The sequence below is a fragment of the Aeromicrobium sp. P5_D10 genome, assembly GCF_054049535.1.
On sequence record NZ_JBFUME010000005.1, the window covers coordinates 391,803 to 408,231 of the forward strand.

General features: G+C 65.5%; 16 protein-coding genes. 3 read left to right on the forward strand and 13 right to left on the reverse strand.

Going from position 1 to position 16,429, the window contains the following annotated elements; genetic code table 11:
• Window positions 1–66: 66 nt before the first annotated feature.
• The 11 genes from ACXJKC_RS12240 to dacB all read right to left on the reverse strand — a co-directional run bounded on the left by ACXJKC_RS12240 (window position 67) and on the right by dacB (window position 9,665).
• On the reverse strand, window positions 67–558 hold the full coding sequence (locus ACXJKC_RS12240; protein WP_456696995.1) for a DUF3180 domain-containing protein: 492 nt from the start codon (window positions 556–558) through the stop codon (window positions 67–69).
• A gap of 30 nt (window positions 559–588) precedes the next feature.
• On the reverse strand, window positions 589–1,152 hold the full coding sequence (folK, locus tag ACXJKC_RS12245; protein ID WP_456696996.1) for a 2-amino-4-hydroxy-6-hydroxymethyldihydropteridine diphosphokinase: 564 nt from the start codon (window positions 1,150–1,152) through the stop codon (window positions 589–591).
• Window positions 1,149–1,526, reverse strand: coding sequence for a dihydroneopterin aldolase (folB, locus tag ACXJKC_RS12250; RefSeq protein WP_456696997.1), 378 nt, complete (start codon window positions 1,524–1,526; stop codon window positions 1,149–1,151). Before folB ends, folK begins: the two co-directional genes overlap by 4 nt.
• A gap of 1 nt (window position 1,527) precedes the next feature.
• Window positions 1,528–1,971, reverse strand: coding sequence for a nuclear transport factor 2 family protein (locus ACXJKC_RS12255; protein ID WP_456696998.1), 444 nt, complete (start codon window positions 1,969–1,971; stop codon window positions 1,528–1,530).
• Window positions 1,968–2,783, reverse strand: coding sequence for a dihydropteroate synthase (gene folP, locus ACXJKC_RS12260; RefSeq protein WP_456697061.1), 816 nt, complete (start codon window positions 2,781–2,783; stop codon window positions 1,968–1,970). Before folP ends, ACXJKC_RS12255 begins: the two co-directional genes overlap by 4 nt.
• A 40-nt stretch (window positions 2,784–2,823) precedes the next feature.
• Complete coding sequence (gene folE, locus ACXJKC_RS12265) at window positions 2,824–3,390, reverse strand: GTP cyclohydrolase I FolE (protein ID WP_456696999.1); 567 nt, start codon at window positions 3,388–3,390, stop codon at window positions 2,824–2,826.
• Window positions 3,387–5,396, reverse strand: a complete 2,010-nt coding sequence (gene ftsH / locus ACXJKC_RS12270; protein ID WP_456697062.1) for an ATP-dependent zinc metalloprotease FtsH — start codon at window positions 5,394–5,396, stop codon at window positions 3,387–3,389. The genes folE and ftsH overlap by 4 nt, the downstream gene beginning before the upstream one ends.
• A gap of 260 nt (window positions 5,397–5,656) precedes the next feature.
• Window positions 5,657–6,214: a hypoxanthine phosphoribosyltransferase gene (hpt, locus tag ACXJKC_RS12275; protein ID WP_456697000.1), complete on the reverse strand. Its 558-nt coding sequence runs from the start codon at window positions 6,212–6,214 to the stop codon at window positions 5,657–5,659.
• A gap of 4 nt (window positions 6,215–6,218) precedes the next feature.
• Window positions 6,219–7,172, reverse strand: coding sequence for a tRNA lysidine(34) synthetase TilS (gene tilS, locus ACXJKC_RS12280; RefSeq protein ID WP_456697001.1), 954 nt, complete (start codon window positions 7,170–7,172; stop codon window positions 6,219–6,221).
• A gap of 5 nt (window positions 7,173–7,177) precedes the next feature.
• On the reverse strand, window positions 7,178–8,224 hold the full coding sequence (locus ACXJKC_RS12285) for a zinc-dependent metalloprotease (protein ID WP_456697002.1): 1,047 nt from the start codon (window positions 8,222–8,224) through the stop codon (window positions 7,178–7,180).
• A 31-nt stretch (window positions 8,225–8,255) separates the two neighbouring features.
• Window positions 8,256–9,665, reverse strand: coding sequence for a D-alanyl-D-alanine carboxypeptidase/D-alanyl-D-alanine endopeptidase (dacB, locus tag ACXJKC_RS12290; protein WP_456697003.1), 1,410 nt, complete (start codon window positions 9,663–9,665; stop codon window positions 8,256–8,258).
• Window positions 9,666–9,801: 136 nt separating this feature from the next.
• Here dacB and ACXJKC_RS12295 point away from each other — a divergent pair, with 136 nt between their 5' ends.
• The gene (locus tag ACXJKC_RS12295) at window positions 9,802–10,293 is read left to right on the forward strand and encodes an inorganic diphosphatase (protein WP_456697004.1); all 492 of its coding nucleotides are present in this window, start codon (window positions 9,802–9,804) and stop codon (window positions 10,291–10,293) included.
• A 112-nt stretch (window positions 10,294–10,405) separates the two neighbouring features.
• Here the strand turns inward: ACXJKC_RS12295 and ACXJKC_RS12300 are convergent, their stop codons facing one another.
• Window positions 10,406–11,011, reverse strand: a complete 606-nt coding sequence (locus tag ACXJKC_RS12300; RefSeq protein WP_456697005.1) for a TetR/AcrR family transcriptional regulator — start codon at window positions 11,009–11,011, stop codon at window positions 10,406–10,408.
• Window positions 11,012–11,089: 78 nt separating this feature from the next.
• On the opposite strand from ACXJKC_RS12300, the gene ACXJKC_RS12305 reads away from it, so the two are divergent.
• Both ACXJKC_RS12305 and ACXJKC_RS12310 read left to right on the forward strand, forming a co-directional pair.
• On the forward strand, window positions 11,090–12,556 hold the full coding sequence (locus tag ACXJKC_RS12305) for a flavin-containing monooxygenase (RefSeq protein ID WP_456697006.1): 1,467 nt from the start codon (window positions 11,090–11,092) through the stop codon (window positions 12,554–12,556).
• Window positions 12,556–13,866 carry a cytochrome P450 gene (locus tag ACXJKC_RS12310; protein ID WP_456697007.1) on the forward strand — a complete coding sequence of 437 codons (1,311 nt, stop codon included), beginning with the start codon at window positions 12,556–12,558 and terminating at the stop codon, window positions 13,864–13,866. The genes ACXJKC_RS12305 and ACXJKC_RS12310 overlap by 1 nt, the downstream gene beginning before the upstream one ends.
• A 37-nt stretch (window positions 13,867–13,903) precedes the next feature.
• Here the strand turns inward: ACXJKC_RS12310 and ACXJKC_RS12315 are convergent, their stop codons facing one another.
• Window positions 13,904–16,426 (reverse strand): DEAD/DEAH box helicase, encoded by a 2,523-nt coding sequence (locus tag ACXJKC_RS12315; protein ID WP_456697008.1) that lies wholly within the window; start codon window positions 16,424–16,426, stop codon window positions 13,904–13,906.
• Window positions 16,427–16,429: the final 3 nt, after the last annotated feature.

Genomic DNA, 16,429 nt, shown 5'->3' on the forward strand with positions numbered 1-16,429 from the left:
ACTGAGTTACACGCGATGTAGCCAAGTGACTCGCGAGCCGTAACCACGTGACTCGCGAGGGGTAACTCAGTGACTCGCGAGCGGTGGGGTGGGCGGGGCGTCCTCGTCATCGGGATCGTCGGGGAGCCGGCAGGCGCGTTCGAGCAGCAGCGCCGTGGTCAGCAGGATCAGGCTCGCCACCGCGGCCGCCAGGCCACGGATGAAACGTTCCTTGCCCAGAGTCGAGTCGAGACTGTCGACATAAGCCAGAGCGAAGCCGCCGTAGAAGCCCGCCACGATGGCACCGACGATCGCGCATGACTTGGCCAGCGACAGCATCTTGATGCCGTAGTCGGCCGTCATCCGTTCCTGCTTCTTGTGCAGGCTCTGCCACGTGTTCCACGCGAAGATGCCGACCACGACCGCCGCGGCCAGCAACATCAACGGCGCCGCCCAGCCCAGACGGGGAACTGTGCCGTCGAACCGCACGACGATAGGCGGGGTCAGTCGACCCGCGACGAGCCCGACGCCGATCAATGCCACGATCAGCAGAACCGGCGTCGGTCTGGACATCCTCATGGAAGCGAAACTGCGATCAGCTCGGGGCGATCACAAGATGATCTCGAGGTCCTCGCGCTTGACGACACCGGCAGTGTCGACGCCACCGATGAGGTCGGCCACGAAGCCCTTGCCCGGGATCTCGCCCTCGGGATCGATCTCGAGCCACGGGACCAGCACGAAACCGCGCTCATGGGCCCGCGGATGCGGCAGGACGAGTTGCTCGTCCTCGGCGACCCGGTTGCCCACGACGATGACATCGACATCGAGGGTGCGTGCAGCTCCCGGCTCCGACCGGACCCGGCCGAACGCGTCCTCGATCGCCAAGGCACGGTCGAGCAGTGTGTGCACGGTCAAGGTCGTGTCGATCAGGACGACTGCGTTGAGGAACTTACCGGCGTCGTCGGGCGTGCCGACTGGCTCCGTTTCGTACACCGACGAGATCGCGACGATCGTGACCTCGGGGGTGTCCTCCAGGGCAGAGACGGCTCCCTGCAATTTGCCATGCCGGTCACCCAGATTGGAGCCGAGCGCCAGGACCGCCTGACGAATGGGGCGCATGCCGCCCGTCATCGTGTCGGCGTCAAGGACGTACGGGGTGGGTGCTTCGGTCACAGTTTGCTCCGCTCTATCGTGACGGCGACGTCTTCGAACGTCACCGCGATGGGCGCTTCTGGCTTGTGCACCGTCACGCTAACCCATTGAACCGACTCTTCGGCCAAACACAAGTCCACCATACGGAGCGCGAGCGTTTCGATCAGGTCGACCGGATCGCTCACAATCGCATCGTGTATCTGTTGGGCCAAGATGCCGTAATGCACTGTCTTGGTCAGATCATGTTCGCGCGCCGCGGGCCCCAGATCGAGACCCAGACTCACATCAGCGATGAAAGTCTGTCCGTCGCGCTTCTCGTCCTCGAACACGCCGTGGTACCCGTGGGCGGAGATTCCGCGCAGGTCGATGCGGTCGAGGCCTTGTGGAACACTCACGTCAGTCTTCTCCCATGATCTCGGCGATCGGGGAGGCGTGCCGCGACCAGAACTTCCAGTCACCGGCCGTCCGCCCACCAGACCGGTCGCGTACCAAGATACTCGTGCATACCGCCTTGCCGCCTCGGAAGGCCTCCGGCGACGACATTCCCTCGGCAGACAAAATATTTTCGGTGCACACGATCATCGCGAGCGTCGGATCATCCGATTCAGGCGGAAACAGCTGCACTTCGACGTCGGTCAAGAAGAACTGGATGTAGCCGACATTGGCCATCAGGACGGTCCACGACCGGAGTACCTGGCTCGTGCCGCGGAGGGGAAGCGCGCCGGGGTGAACGCACGATGTGTGCGGATCGTCGGCCCACAGCGACGCCATCAGATCGACGTCCCCGGTCTCGACGGCGTCGTAGAACGCCCGATGCACGGCCAGTGCGGTCTCGCTCATGTGCCGACCTCCGCGACCGACCGGTCCTGACGTATCCGGGCGGACACCCGCACGGCATCGGCGGAGGGAGCCGGATCGTGGACCCGGACGCACCAGGCTCCGCTGTCGGCCGCGATGACGCTGACCGCCGCGGTCGCGGCGTCGCGCTGATCGATAGGACGCAGTTCGGCCGCTTCGGCCAGCAGTTCACCCAGGAACCGCTTGCGGCTGGCGGCAACCAACAACGGAAATCCCAAGGCGATGAATTCATCGAGATGAGCCAGAACCTTCCAGTTCTGTTCACCTGTCTTGGAGAATCCCAGTCCCGGATCGAGCACGATCCGGGCCGGATCGACACCTGCCGACACCGCTTGATCGACCTGGACCATCAGTTCGGCGCAGATATCGACGATCAGATCCTCATAGTGTGTGTGCTGCTGCATCTGGTCGGAGTGCTCACGCCAGTGCATCAGGACGACCGGAGAGTCGCTCTCAGCCGCCAGCGACATCATCTCAGGGTCGGCCCGGCCGCCCGAGACGTCGTTGATCAGCGCCGCTCCCAGACCGAGGGCAGCGCGCGCGGTCGAGGCGCGCATCGTGTCGACCGAAACGATCGCGCCGGCCGCGACGAGCCCGCGGATGACCGGCTCGACCCTGCGCAGCTCTTCGGCCGCATCGATGCGCAATGCCCCGGGCCTGGTCGATTCTCCGCCGACGTCGATCAGATCCGCACCGGCTGCCACAAGAGCGAGACCGTGTCCGATCGCGGTGTCGGCATCGAGCCATTTGCCGCCGTCGGAGAATGAATCGGGCGTCACGTTCACGACGCCCATCACGAGGCAGCGGTCCTGCGCGGTGCCGGCGATCAAGGGATTAGCGCCCCGTGATGAGGCCCATGGCCTCGGCGCGGGTGGCGGGATCGCGCAACTGGCCCCGCACCGCGCTCGTAATGGTCTTGGCACCGCCCTTGCGGACTCCTCGCATCGCCATGCACAGGTGCTCGGCCTCCAGCACCACGATGGCACCGCGCGGTTCCAGGTGCGTCACGAGCGCATCGGCGATCTGGGTTGTCAGACGTTCTTGCACCTGCGGGCGTCGCGCGAAGACGTCGACGAGCCGGGCCAGCTTCGACAATCCGGTCACTCGACCGCCTTCGGTGGGGATATAGCCGACGTGCGCCTTGCCGAAGAACGGCACCAGATGGTGCTCGCACATCGACCACAGCTCGATGTCCTTGACCAGGACGAGTTCATCGTGGCCGACTTCGAAGACCGCCGTCAGGACGTCGTCGGGATCCTGGTCGAGACCGGCCAGCAACTCCTCATACGACTTGGCGACCCGCTGGGGAGTGTCACGCAGACCTTCACGGTCAGGATCTTCGCCCACCGCGAACAACAGCTCACGGATCGCCGCTTCGGCCCGTGGACGGTCAACGGTCATGTGGGGGCCTGATCGTCGTGGATCGGCGGCCCTGCCGGCGGTGGAGCGTCAACACCCGAGTCGGGTCCCACCGTGATCGGCGTCTTGGTGTTGCCGCTGTAGGAACGTCCTGGAATGTGGTCGACCGGCGGGCGGGTATCGGGGACCCGGGTGTCGGATCCCGTCCAGGCCGGCCGGATCGACCGGCGTCGCAGGGGCTCGAAGATCGTGGCGACCTGGCCCTTGTCGAGCGTTTCCTTCTCGAGCAGCTCGACGACCAGCGCGTCGAGGACGTCCCGGTTCTCGTGCAGGATGTCGAACGCTTCTTGGTGGGCGAAGGCGATCAGCTTGTTGATCTCGTCGTCCACCACCGCGGCGACCGCTTCGGAGTAGTTGCGCGAATGACCGATGTCACGACCGAGGAAGGGCTGCGACTCGTTCTCGCCGAGACGGACGGCACCGAGACGTTCGGTCATGCCGTACTGCGTGACCATCGCGCGGGCCAGGTTGGTGGCCTTCTCGATGTCATTGCCCGCGCCCGTGGTCGGATCGTGGAACACGAGTTCCTCGGCCGCCCGGCCGCCCATCATGTAGGCGAGCTTGTCGAGCAACTCGGCACGGGTCTGCGAGTACTTGTCCTCATCGGGCAGCACCATGGTGTAACCCAGGGCGCGCCCGCGCGGCAGGATCGTGATCTTGTGGACCGGATCGCTTTGCGGCAACGCTGCGGCCACCAGTGCGTGTCCGCCCTCGTGGTACGCCGTGATGCGCCGTTCGTCCTCGTTCATCAGACGGCTGCGCTTCTGCGGGCCGGAGATGACCCGGTCGATGGCCTCGTCGAGAGCGGCGTTGTCGATCAGCTTGGCGCCGTTGCGGGCCGTGAGCAGTGCAGCCTCGTTCAGGACATTGGCCAGATCGGCACCGGAGAATCCGGGGGTGCGGCGGCCGATGGCCTCCAGGTCGACGCCCGGTGCGATGGGCTTGCCGCGTGAGTGGACCTTCAGAATCTGGGTGCGTCCGGCGAGGTCGGGCGCCTCGACGCCGATCTGCCGGTCGAAGCGGCCCGGACGCAGAAGCGCCGGGTCGAGGACGTCGGGCCGGTTGGTCGCCGCGATCAAGATGACGCCGCCGCGGACGTCGAAGCCGTCCATCTCGACCAGGAGCTGGTTGAGGGTCTGCTCGCGCTCGTCGTGGCCGCCGCCCATTCCGGTGCCGCGGTGGCGTCCGACCGCGTCGATCTCGTCGATGAACACGATGGCCGGAGCGTTCTCCTTGGCCTGCTCGAACAGGTCACGCACACGTGAAGCGCCGACGCCGACGAACATCTCGACGAAGTCGGAACCGGAGATCGAGTAGAACGGGACGCCGGCCTCGCCTGCGACGGCGCGTGCGAGCAGCGTCTTACCCGTGCCGGGAGGTCCGTAGAGCAGGACGCCCTTGGGGATCTTGGCACCGACGGCCTGGAATTTGGCGGGCTCTTGGAGGAACTCCTTGATCTCACCGAGTTCTTCGATCGCCTCGTCACATCCCGCGACATCGGCGAACGTCGTCTTGGGGGTGTCCTTGCTCATGAGTTTGGCTTTGGACTTGGCGAACTGCATGACCCGGCCGCCACCGCCGGCGGCATTGTTCATCATGAAGATGATCAGGCCGAAGATCAGGATGAACGGCAAGATCGTGAACAGCAGCGACAAGAACGGATTGGTCTTGGGGACCTCGACGTCGAATGACTTGAGCTTCTTGTCGAGGATCAGCTTCTCGGACTGCTGGACAAGACGCCCGCCCTGGTCATTGAGGAACTTGGACTTGACCTTCTTGCCGTCGACCAGGGTCGCCTGGATGACCTGATCGCCCTCGACGAACGTGGCGTCGCGTACCTTGCCGGTGTCGAGGTACGTCACCATCGTCGCGGTCTTGACCGACTTGTATCCGTCGGCGGACGACGTCAGGGAGATGACGGTCAGGACGGCGATCGTGATCAGGACGATCCAGAGCCAGGGGCCCTTGAAGAGGCGTTTGAAGTTCATGTACGGCGTGGAGCTGGTCCACTCCTCCTCATGTGCTGGTCGGTAGTCGAACGGTACACGGAGCACCATTCATAAAGAGAACGTACTCACACACTGTCAACGTTCCCCTGACAGGTTCGCCATCAGCGAACTCTGACTGGCAGGTCTACCAAGCGTGGCATCCGCGCCCCGATGGCCAGGCGCCGGAGGGAAGGCGCACCGGTTCTGTGCGTCGACCTCCGAGCAACGCAGCCAGCGGGGATGCGGGGCCGCGCTGGGCGTTATGAATAGACGTGGGGGGAGAGAGTGCCGATACACCGCAGATTGCGGTACTTCTCGTTGTAGTCGAGGCCATAGCCGACCACGAAGGCATTGGGGATGTCGAAGCCGACGTACTTGACCTCGACATCCATCTGCTGGGCCTCGGGCTTGCGCAGCAGCGTCGCGATCTCGACTGAGGCAGGCCCGCGCGAACGCAGGTTGGTGATGAGCCACGAGAGGGTCAGTCCGGTGTCGATGATGTCCTCGACGATCAGGACGTGCCGGCCGCTGAGGTCGGTGTCGAGATCCTTGAGGATCCGGACGACGCCGGAGGACTGGGTGCCCGATCCGTAGGACGAGACCGCCATCCAATCCATCTCGACGTGGCGATCCAGGCTGCGGGCCAGATCCGCCATGACCATGACGGCACCCTTGAGGACACCGACGAGTAGGAGGTCCTGCCCCTCGTAGTCCGCCTGGATATCAGTGGCCATCTCCTTGAGACGGCCGACGATCTGCTCTTCGGTGAAGAGCGTCTGATCGAGTTCAAGGTCACTTGCGACATGCGTCTGATCCACAGGATCACTGTGTCACAGGTGTGTTCTCCCACTTCAAGGAAGGCCCCACTCTTCGCGCGCACAGGCCGCCGGGCAGCTCGACGCGCTGTTGTCCTCGCCAGTCGGTCACGAGCCGGTCGAGTTCGGCCAAGTGTCTCGAACCGAGCGCCGAAGCGTCCGCTCCCGCATCGAGCGCCGAACGCCGCAGGACACGCGAGCGGATCGCGGGGTGCAAGGCGGCCAGAGTCGCGATGTCATCGGGGTCGCCGACCTGGCCGGCCAGCGAGTCGAGTGCCGCGGAGTCCAACCGCACCTGCGCCGCCGTGCGCGAAAGGGCCTGCGCGACGCCGCCGCCCAGGACGTCCTCCAGCAACGGGAGAACCTCGGTTCTGATCCGCGAGCGCCGAAATCTCGGATCGTCGTTGTGCGGGTCGACCCACCAGTCGAGTCCGCTGGCGCGACAGATCTGCTCGGTGTCGCTGCGCCGCATCGACAACAGCGGGCGACGCCACAGCCCGTCGACCTCGATCATTCCGGCGATCGACCTGGGTCCAGAACCACGGCCGAGCCCCAGCAGAACCGTCTCGGCCTGGTCGTCGAGTGTGTGCGCCAACAAGACGGCGTCGGCACCGGACGCCGACAATGCGTCGTAGCGGGCGGTTCGTGCGGCCGCCTCCGGACCACCGTCTCCCGTGACATCGACCGTGACGATCTCGGCGGGGATGCCGTGATGCTCCAGTTGCCTGCGGGCGTCGATCGCCACCGCAGCCGACTCAGCCTGCAGCTGGTGGTCGACGATCACGGCACGCAGCGTCAACGCCGATTGCTTCGCCACGAATGCCGTGACAGCCGCGAGTGCGAGTGAATCGGCACCGCCGGAGACACCGACGACAACTTCGGCCCCCGGTTCGAGATCGGCCAGCACCCGGCGCACCTCATTGCGACCCCGCGCGACGGTCGGGTCGAGCGCACCTCCCACGGTCGTCAGCCGTGTACGCGCTTGACCCAGGACGCCGGGTCGAGGATCTCGGACTTGTCGGGCAGATTCGCCGCTTCGGCCCACACCGCATTGAATCCGGTCAGGCCGACCGTCTCGTTGACCTCACGTACGAAGGCCGCGCCGTCGCGGTACTGCCGCATCTTGGCGTCGATGCCGAGCATGCGGCGCAGCAGCCGGTCGAAACTGCCCGCGCCCTGTCGACGTTGGGTGAACTTGCGACGGATCTCCGCGACGCTCGGGATCACTTCGGGCCCGACCCCGTCCATCACGACGTCGGCATGGCCTTCCAAAAGGGACATGATCCCGGTCAGCCGGTCGACGATCTCACGCTGCTTGTCATTGTGGAACAGGCCCGACAACGATGCGTCGGGATCGCCCTTCGCGATACGGACCGCTTCGCCGAATCCCTCCGTCACGAGCGCCGACAGCTTGGCGGCGTCCAGATCCGTGGCGTCGACGAACTCCTCCATCAGTGAGCGCAGGTGGCCCCGCATCCAGTCGACCGCGGTGAACTGCACCCGGTGGGTCTCTTCGTGCAGGCAGACCCACAACCTGAAGTCATGTGGATCGACACCCAGTTGACGCTCCGCGTGGACGATATTGGGCGCGACCAGCAGCAGCCGTCCGGCCTCGCCGTTGGGCCCGTCCCAGAACGGATCGAACTGGCCCAAGACCTTGGACGACATGAACGACATCAAGGCACCGACCTCGGCACCGCCGACCTTGTGGCCGATCGCCCGGGACAGGCCCGACGGTGCGGAGTTCGAGGCCTCGACCTTGGCCACGATGGGTTGCATCAGCACCTCGAATGTGGCCAGGTTGGCTTCGATCCAGCGCGGCCGGTCGACGACGAGCACCGGCGCCGTGGCCGACGTCGCGTGCAGGTCACTGAATTCACGGACCGGCGCCTCGGAACGGGCGGCTCCCTCACGCAGCTCGGCGACCGCCTCGGTCACTTCTGCGGCGGACGCCTCCGGGCCGGGCTTCGACAGCTTGGTGGCCGTCGTCAGGGCCAGTTTCCAGTCGATCATGTGCTCCACGTTACGCCGTGCGGCTCACGGGTCAGCCGCAGGAACAGGACGCGATCGCAGCGGCAACCCGGTCGAGCGCCGCACGCGCTTCCAGCGGCCGGCCCTGATCTGCCCGATCAGCCATGACGGCGAACAGCACCTGCCGGCCGTCCCGATCGATCGCGTATCCGGCCAGTGAGTGGATGCCCCGCAGCGTTCCAGTCTTGGCCCGCACCGTGCCGAGCGCGGTGTCGAGCCCGCCGAACCGTTCGATCAGGGTTCCGGTGAAACCGCTGACCGGCAGGTCTGCCGCCAATCCGGACGTGCGCGAAGTCGCCGCGGCCGCCGCGATGGTCTCGACAAGAGTCGTGGGGCTGATCCGGTTGCCGCGGGCCAGTCCGCTGCCATCGTCAATCTTGAGACCTGTGACATCGATGCCGGCGGCCGACAGCGCCGCGCGGACCGTCTTGGCGCCGCCGGCGAAGGTTGCCGGTCCTCCGTCGGCGAGCGCGATATGGCGGAACACGACTTCGGCAGCCTGATTGTCGCTGGTCCGCATCAACGTCTCCACGATCTGCCCGACCGTCGCGCTGCGCACTTCGGCGAGTTTCATGGCGTCAGCGGGCGCCGAACTCGACGAGGGTTCGCCCGTGACGTCAATGCCCCGTGCGGCCAGGAGGCGCTTGAACGATCCGGCCGCGACGGCCGCCGGGTTCTTGGCGCGTAGCCCGTCGACGACGCCCTGATCGGCCCAGAGGGCACTGATCGGAGTCACGATGTTCTCGGTCAGATAGCTGTCCAACCAGGCCGGGCTCACGTCGGGACCGCTGAACAATGACGCGTCGTATCCCAGGGACACCTTGGTGCGCCCGGACTTCTTCAGCGCTGCGGCGGTCCGCGCGGCCAAGGTGGTCAGATCTGCCTGGAACACCCGATCGTCACGGGCCCGGGCCGGTTTCGTCGACAGGTAGGGATCGCCGCCACCCACTAGTACGACTCGGTCCCCCGTGAGCACCGATCGGGTGGCCCATCGGGTGCCCGGATCGAGCGTGGCGAGTGCGGCGAATGCGGTCAGCACCTTGGTCGTCGAGGCGGGCGCGAATGTCCCGGATCCGGACGATGCCAAGACACTCCCGTCCTTCGGCGAGATCGCCGTGAATCCGACGTGGGGCCCGAGGACGCCTTCCTTCAGCCCCGGCGCGACGGCCGCCGCCAGCTTGGCCGGATCGATCGGATCCGGCTGCGGCTCGGACGCCGGCGCACGGGTCGGCGTCGTGTCGATCGACAGTTCGGCAGGTGCGACGACATAGGCCGGACCGCAATCGCCGTCGCAGATGAACCGATTGAGTTCCCCGCGCTGCCACAGCGTCACACCGCTGCCCACGATGAGCGCTATCACGAGCAAAGGCGTCGCGAACGCCGCCACGTGCCCCCATCCGGGAAGCTTTCGGTCGCGGGACACGCATGCCAGCCTATCCAGGGACTGGGCAACCGCTACGACCCTGGCGTCTCGCGGGCCATTCACGTACGCCAGACTGAAACCCCACGTGCAGTGTTGTTCGACGCGCACACCCGATTACCAACCGCCGGAGGCACCAGTGATTTTCGACGTCACCGTGGAGATCCCCAAGGGCAGCCGTAACAAGTACGAGGTCGATCACGCGACGCATCGCATTCGCCTCGACCGTACGCTGTTCACCGCGACGCAGTACCCCGCTGACTACGGGTTCATCGACGACACCCTCGGCCAGGACGGCGATCCGCTCGATGCCCTGGTCCTGCTGTCGGAGCCGACCTTCCCCGGCTGCGTCATCTCCTGCCGCACGATCGGCATGTTCCGCATGACCGACGAAGCCGGCGGCGACGACAAGCTGCTCTGCGTCCCGGCCAAGGATCCGCGCCAGGAGCATCTGCGCGACATCCACCACGTGCCGGAGTTCGACCGTCTCGAGATCGAGCACTTCTTCACGGTCTACAAGGACCTCGAGCCCGGCAAGTCCGTCGAGGGTTCGACCTGGACCGGACGTGTCGAGGCCGAGGCCGAGATCGTTGCGAGCTACGACCGCTTCAAGGCCAACGGCGGCTACTGAACCACCGCGCACCGTTGGTTGAGGTGCGCAGGCCGCACGCGGCCGAAGCCTCGAGACCACATTCGTTGGTTTCGAGGCTTCGCTTCGCTCCGCACCTCAACCAACGAGGCGCTCAGGCCGATCCCTTGAGCAGCGCCCGCATCGTGTCGGCGAAGATCCCCACATCGATCGTCTGGTCGAGAGAGCGGAGCGTGCCGAGGCCGATGCCGAGGCTCAGCAAGGTCGTCGCCGCCTTGTCGGCATCGACAACCTCGTCCAGGCCCGCCTGGGTCGTGACCTGACGAACCAGCTGGGCGATCGCCTCGCGGATCTCACGGTGCCGCTTGACCAGCTCCGTCGCGACATACGGGCTGTGCCTGGCGATTGCGCCGAATTCGACTTCGAGCGCGGTCCAGCGCGGCTGGCCGAGGCCTTCGCGGGCCCACGAGACGAAGGCTTCGATCTGACCGTCGAGGTCGGTGTCCTGCGAGAACGCCGAGACGACCCCGTCGATCTGTTCGGCATGGATGCTGTCGAGCACCGCCATGCACAGCTCTTCCTTGCCCGCGAAGTTGGAGTACACCGCACCTTTGGAGAAGCCCGCCTTGACCGCGACCTTGTCGAGCGAGGTGGCCGCATATCCGTCGGTGAGGAACATGTCTCGAGCCACCGCGATGAGGCTCTGCCTGGTCTGCGCCTGTCGCTCTGCCCTCGTCGTTGGTTCACTGCCGACAGTCACACCTGCTCCTCACCCGCCAGACCCCCGTGGCCTGATTGCACCCTTGCATCATACTCAGATACCGCTAGTATCTGAAATGTGATCACCAAGGACATCGTCATCATCGGCACCGGCTTCTCCGGCATGGGCATGGCCATGAAGCTGCTCGCCTCGGGCCGCAGCGACTTCGTCGTGCTCGAGAAGGCCCAGGACGTCGGCGGCACCTGGCGCGACAACACCTACCCCGGCTGTGAGTGCGATATCCCCAGCCACATGTACTCCTTCTCGTACGAACTCAACACCGACTGGAGCAAAAGCTTCTCGGGGCAGGCCGAAATCTGGTCGTACATGCGCAAAGTCGCCGACGAGCAGGGCATCCGCCCCTACATCGACTTCGGCGTCGAGGTCACCGGAGCGTCGTGGGACGAGGACCGCAAGGTCTGGACGATCCGCACCGCTTCCGGCGAGGACTACCAGGCACGCGTCGTCGTCGCCGGAGTCGGCGGTCTGCACATCCCCAACATCCCCGAGATCCAGGGTGCCGAGACATTCGAGGGGCCGAAGTTCCACTCCGCGCAGTGGGATCATTCCGTCGATCTGGCCGGCAAGAAGGTCGTCGTGATCGGAACCGGCGCGAGCGCGATCCAGTTCATCCCGATCATCGCCCAAGACGTCGAGAAGCTGACGGTCTTCCAGCGCACACCCCCGTGGGTCCTGCCCAAGAAGGACAAGCCCACCGCCGAATGGCGCAAAACCGTCTTCGACAAGGTCCCCGGCGCCCAGCGCGCCTACCGCAACGCCCTGTACTGGGGACTCGAAGCCCGGGCCATCGCGTTCAACGGCCACCTCGACGTGCTGCCGTTCGCCGAGAAGATCGTCACCCGGTACCTGAAGAAGGCGATACCCGACGCCGAACTGCGGGCCAAGCTGACGCCCGACTACCGCCTGGGCTGCAAACGGGTGCTGCAGTCCAACGCCTACTACCCCACGTTCTTGCGTCCGAACGTCGAGCTCAGCACCGACGGCGTCGCCGAGATCACCGCCGACGGAGTGATCGACGGAAACGGCGTCTTCCACGAGGCCGACGTCATCATCTACGGAACCGGATTCCACGTCGTCGACGCCTTCGACTATCTCGACATCAAGGGCAAGGACGGCGTCGATCTGGCTGCGCAGTTCCGCGAGCACGGCGTCGAGACCTATATGGGGATCATGGTCAACGGCTTCCCCAACCTGGCCTTCATGCTGGGTCCCAACACCGCGCTTGGTCACAACTCGGTGGTCTTCATGATCGAACAGCAGACCAAATTCATCATCCGGCTCCTCGATGAGATGGACCGGCGGGGAGCCACGGCCGCCGAACCGACCAAACAGGCTCAGGACGACTTCAACACCGAGATCCAGCGTTTGGTCGAGAAGGGCATCTGGACCCAGGGCGGCTGCACCAGCTGGTATCTCGACAGTCACGGCAAGAACCGGACCATCTGGCCCAAGTTCACATTCCAATACTGGTGGGAGACCCGCAAGGTCAATGTGCCCGACTTCGCGTGGGAACAGGCCGCCTGATGAGCTCCGCAGAGCTGTACGACATCCCGGCTGGCCCGAAGACCCGCTCGGCTCTGATGACATGGCGGTTCCTGCGCAATCGCGACACCGTCATCCCCGAACTGCACAAGGAGTTCGGTGACACGTTCAGCCTGCAGATCCTGCCGGGGCCGCGCACCTTGGTCGTGTTCAGCGATCCGGCTGATATCAAGGAGATCTTCGCCGCCGACCCATCGCAATTCCACGCCGGGAAGGGCAATGAGATCCTCAAGCCCGTGATGGGTGATCACTCGGTGCTGCTGACCGACGACGCTCAACACCAACGCGCCCGCAAATTGCTGATGCCGGCCTTCACCGGTCCGTCGATGCGGGCGTACCAACCGCTCATCGAGCAGATCGCCAAGGCTGAAGTCGACTCATGGGGCACGGGTGACACCTTGGTGACGCTCGACCGGATGAACGCCGTGACTCTCGACGTCATCTTGCAGGTCGTGTTCGGAGTAACTGACGAGAAGCGCCTCGCGGTGCTGCGTCCGAAGGTCAACCGTATGGTCGACATCGACGCCAAGATGCTGCTCGCCTGGTCGTATCCCAAGCTGTTCGCCCTGCCGCCGTGGCGCGGCTACTTCGCGAATCAGCAGTCGGTCGACGAGATTCTGTACGCCGAAATCCGTGAGCGCCGGGCCGCACACGATCTCGAGGGACGCAATGACGTGTTGTCACGCCTGCTGCGGGTCGGCGACGGTGAGTCGGACGAACCACCGTTGACCGACCCGGAGATGCGCGATCAGCTCATCACCCTGCTTCTGGCCGGTCACGAGACCACCGCCTCGGCGCTGTCATGGACATTGCACGAGCTGGGACGCTCCCCCGAACTCTTGGCGCGCGCGACCGCAGCCGCCGATTCCGGCGACGAGGCATTCCTCGAAGCGTGCTTCAAAGAAGGTATGCGGTTGCACCCGATCATCGACTTCGTCGCCCGCACGCTGCAAAGCGATCAGGTCGTCGCCGGACGGCGGTTGCCGCGCGGAACGACCGTCACGCCGTCGATCATGCTGTCGCACAGCCGAGAGGCCAACTTCGCTGACGCGCACACGTTCAACCCCGACCGGTTCCTCGGCGAGAAGGTCGCCGCCAATACCTGGATCCCCTTCGGCGGCGGTGTGCGTCGCTGCATCGGTGCTGCCTTCTCGCTGATGGAGGGCACCACGGTCCTGCGTGAAGTGCTGCAACGCTTCGACATCCACGCCGAGCAGGTCGCGCCCAACAAGCTGCGCAACATCACCAACGTTCCGGCCGACAAAGCGCCCCTGAAGCTGACCCGCCGCTGACGCCGTCCCTCCCGCCCCTCCCCACCCCTGGGGCGGGTCAGAGGGGGCCGACGTCCGTCACGGTCACCACGGCCTCGCCGGCTTCATCGGACGCCGCCAGGTCGACCGTCGCGCTGATCCCCCAGTCGCGATCGCCCTCAGGATCGTCGAAGGTCTGGCGCACGGTCCACGTGTCCGGCCCCTCCGTGACCATGAACAGCTCAGGTCCACGAGAACCCGGCCCCGTACCGATGTCGTCGTACTCCTCGCGATACGCCGCCATCGCGTCCATCCACGCCACGGCATCCCATTCGCTGTCGGGCTCGACCGCTGCCAGCTCGGTCCAGCGACCGAACGCCGCGAGTTCGACGCGGCGGAACATCGCATTGCGCACGAGGACGCGGAAGGCCCGGACGTTCCCGGTGACAGGTCGCGGCGGCGCCGATGCCATCGCCTGCGGCCTGACGTCGAGCGGATCGTCACCGGGATTGATGAGCTCTTCCCACTCGTCGAGCAGGCTGGAGTCGGTCTGGCGCACCAGCTCGCCGAGCCATTCGGTCAGATCCTCCAGCTCGGTGTTGCGGGCCTTCTCGGGCACAGTGCGCCCCAGCGTCTTGTAGACGTCGGACAGATAGCGCAGCACCAGGCCTTCGGACCGGGCCAACTGGTAGTCGCCGATCAGCTCGGAGAACGTCATGGCACGTTCCCACATCTCACGGACGACCGACTTGGGCTTCAGCTCGTGGTCGGCGACCCAGGGATGTCCGCCCCGGTACGTCTCGTACGCCGCGGTGAGCAGTTCCTCCAGCGGTTTGGGCCAGGTGATCTCCTCGAGCAGTTCCATCCGCTCGTCGTACTCGATCCCGTCCATCTTCATCTCGTTGATCGCCTCGCCACGGGCCCGATGACGCTGCGCGTTGACGATCGGACGCGGATCGTCGAGCGTCGCCTCGACGACCGAGACGACGTCGAGCGCATACGTCGGCGACTCACGATCCAGGAGCTCCAAAGCTGCGACCGCGAACGGCGACAGCGGCTGATTGAGCGCGAAGTTGGCCTGCAGGTCGATCGTCAGCTGGAGCGTCCGCCCCTCGCTGTCGGGCGGATCGATCGGCTCGACGACCTCACCGGCCAGCAACGCCTCGATGATCTCGTCGACCTGAGCCAGCAGCCGGTCCTGGGAGGCTTCGGTCTCCCCGCTCTCACGGATCAGGCGTTCGAGCGACGCTCGCGCATCGCCCGGGCGCGAGATGACGTCGAGCACCATCGCGTGGCTGACCTTCATCCGCGAAACCAATGATTCCGGCGTCCCGGTCGACAGCTTCTCGAACGTCCCCTGGCCCCACGACACGAATCCCTCGGGCGCCTTCTTGCGTTGCACCCGCTTGAGCTTCTTGGGATCGTCGCCGGCCTTGCGGACGAGGCGGGCGTTCTCGACCTCGTGCTCCGGCGCCTCGACGACGACGTGTCCGATCGTGTCGTAGCCAGCTCTGCCGGCACGACCGGCGATCTGCTGGAACTCGCGTACCTGCAGCTGCCTCTGCCGGGTGCCGTCGTACTTCGACAGGCCGCTGAAAAGCACCGTGCGGATCGGCACATTGATACCGACACCCAACGTGTCGGTGCCGCACACGACCTTGAGCAGCCCTTGCTGGGTCAAGGTCTCGACGAGGCGGCGATAGCGCGGCAGCATGCCCGCGTGGTGCACGCCGACGCCCATCCGGATGAGCCTCGACAGCGTCTTGCCGAACGCCGAGGAGAACCTGAAGTCGCCGAGAGCATCGGCGATCGCATCGCGTTCCTCGCGGGTCGCGACCTTGATGCTCGTCAGCGCCTGAGCCCGTTCGAGCGCACTGACCTGTGTGAAGTGCACGACGTATACGGGCGTCTGGCCGGTCTCGATGAGCTGTTCCAGCGTCTCGTGCACCGGTGAGGTCACGTACTCGCTGACGAGCGGCACCGGACGTTCGGTGGACGTCACGACCGCGGTCTCGCGACCTGTGCGGCGGGTCAGGTCGGTTTCGAGTTTCGTGGTGTCACCGAGCGTCGCCGACATCAGCAGGAACTGCGCGTGGGGCAGCTCGATCAGCGGCACCTGCCACGCCCAGCCCCGGTCGGGATCGGCGTAGAAGTGGAACTCGTCCATCACGACCAGGCCGATATCGGCCTCGGAGCCCTCTCGGAGGGCCATATTGGCCAGGATCTCAGCCGTGGCAGCGATGATCGGAGCATCGGCGTTGACGGCCGCATCGCCGGTGACCATGCCGACGTTCTCGGCACCGAAGATCTCACACAGATCGAAGAACTTCTCGCTGACCAATGCCTTGATCGGCGCGGTGTAGATACTGCACTCGCCCCTGGCCAGCGCCGCGGCCATCGCTCCCGTGGCCACGAGACTCTTGCCGGAGCCGGTCGGCGTCGCCAGAACGACATTGGATCCGGCGACGCATTCGAGGATCGCCTCGTCCTGCGCGGGATACAGGCTCAGCCCCCGGCTCTCGACCCACTCGCTGATCGCACCGTAGACGGCATCCTCGTCATAGGCGGCGCCGGTCGGTGGGAGCAGATCGATGAGGCGCATACG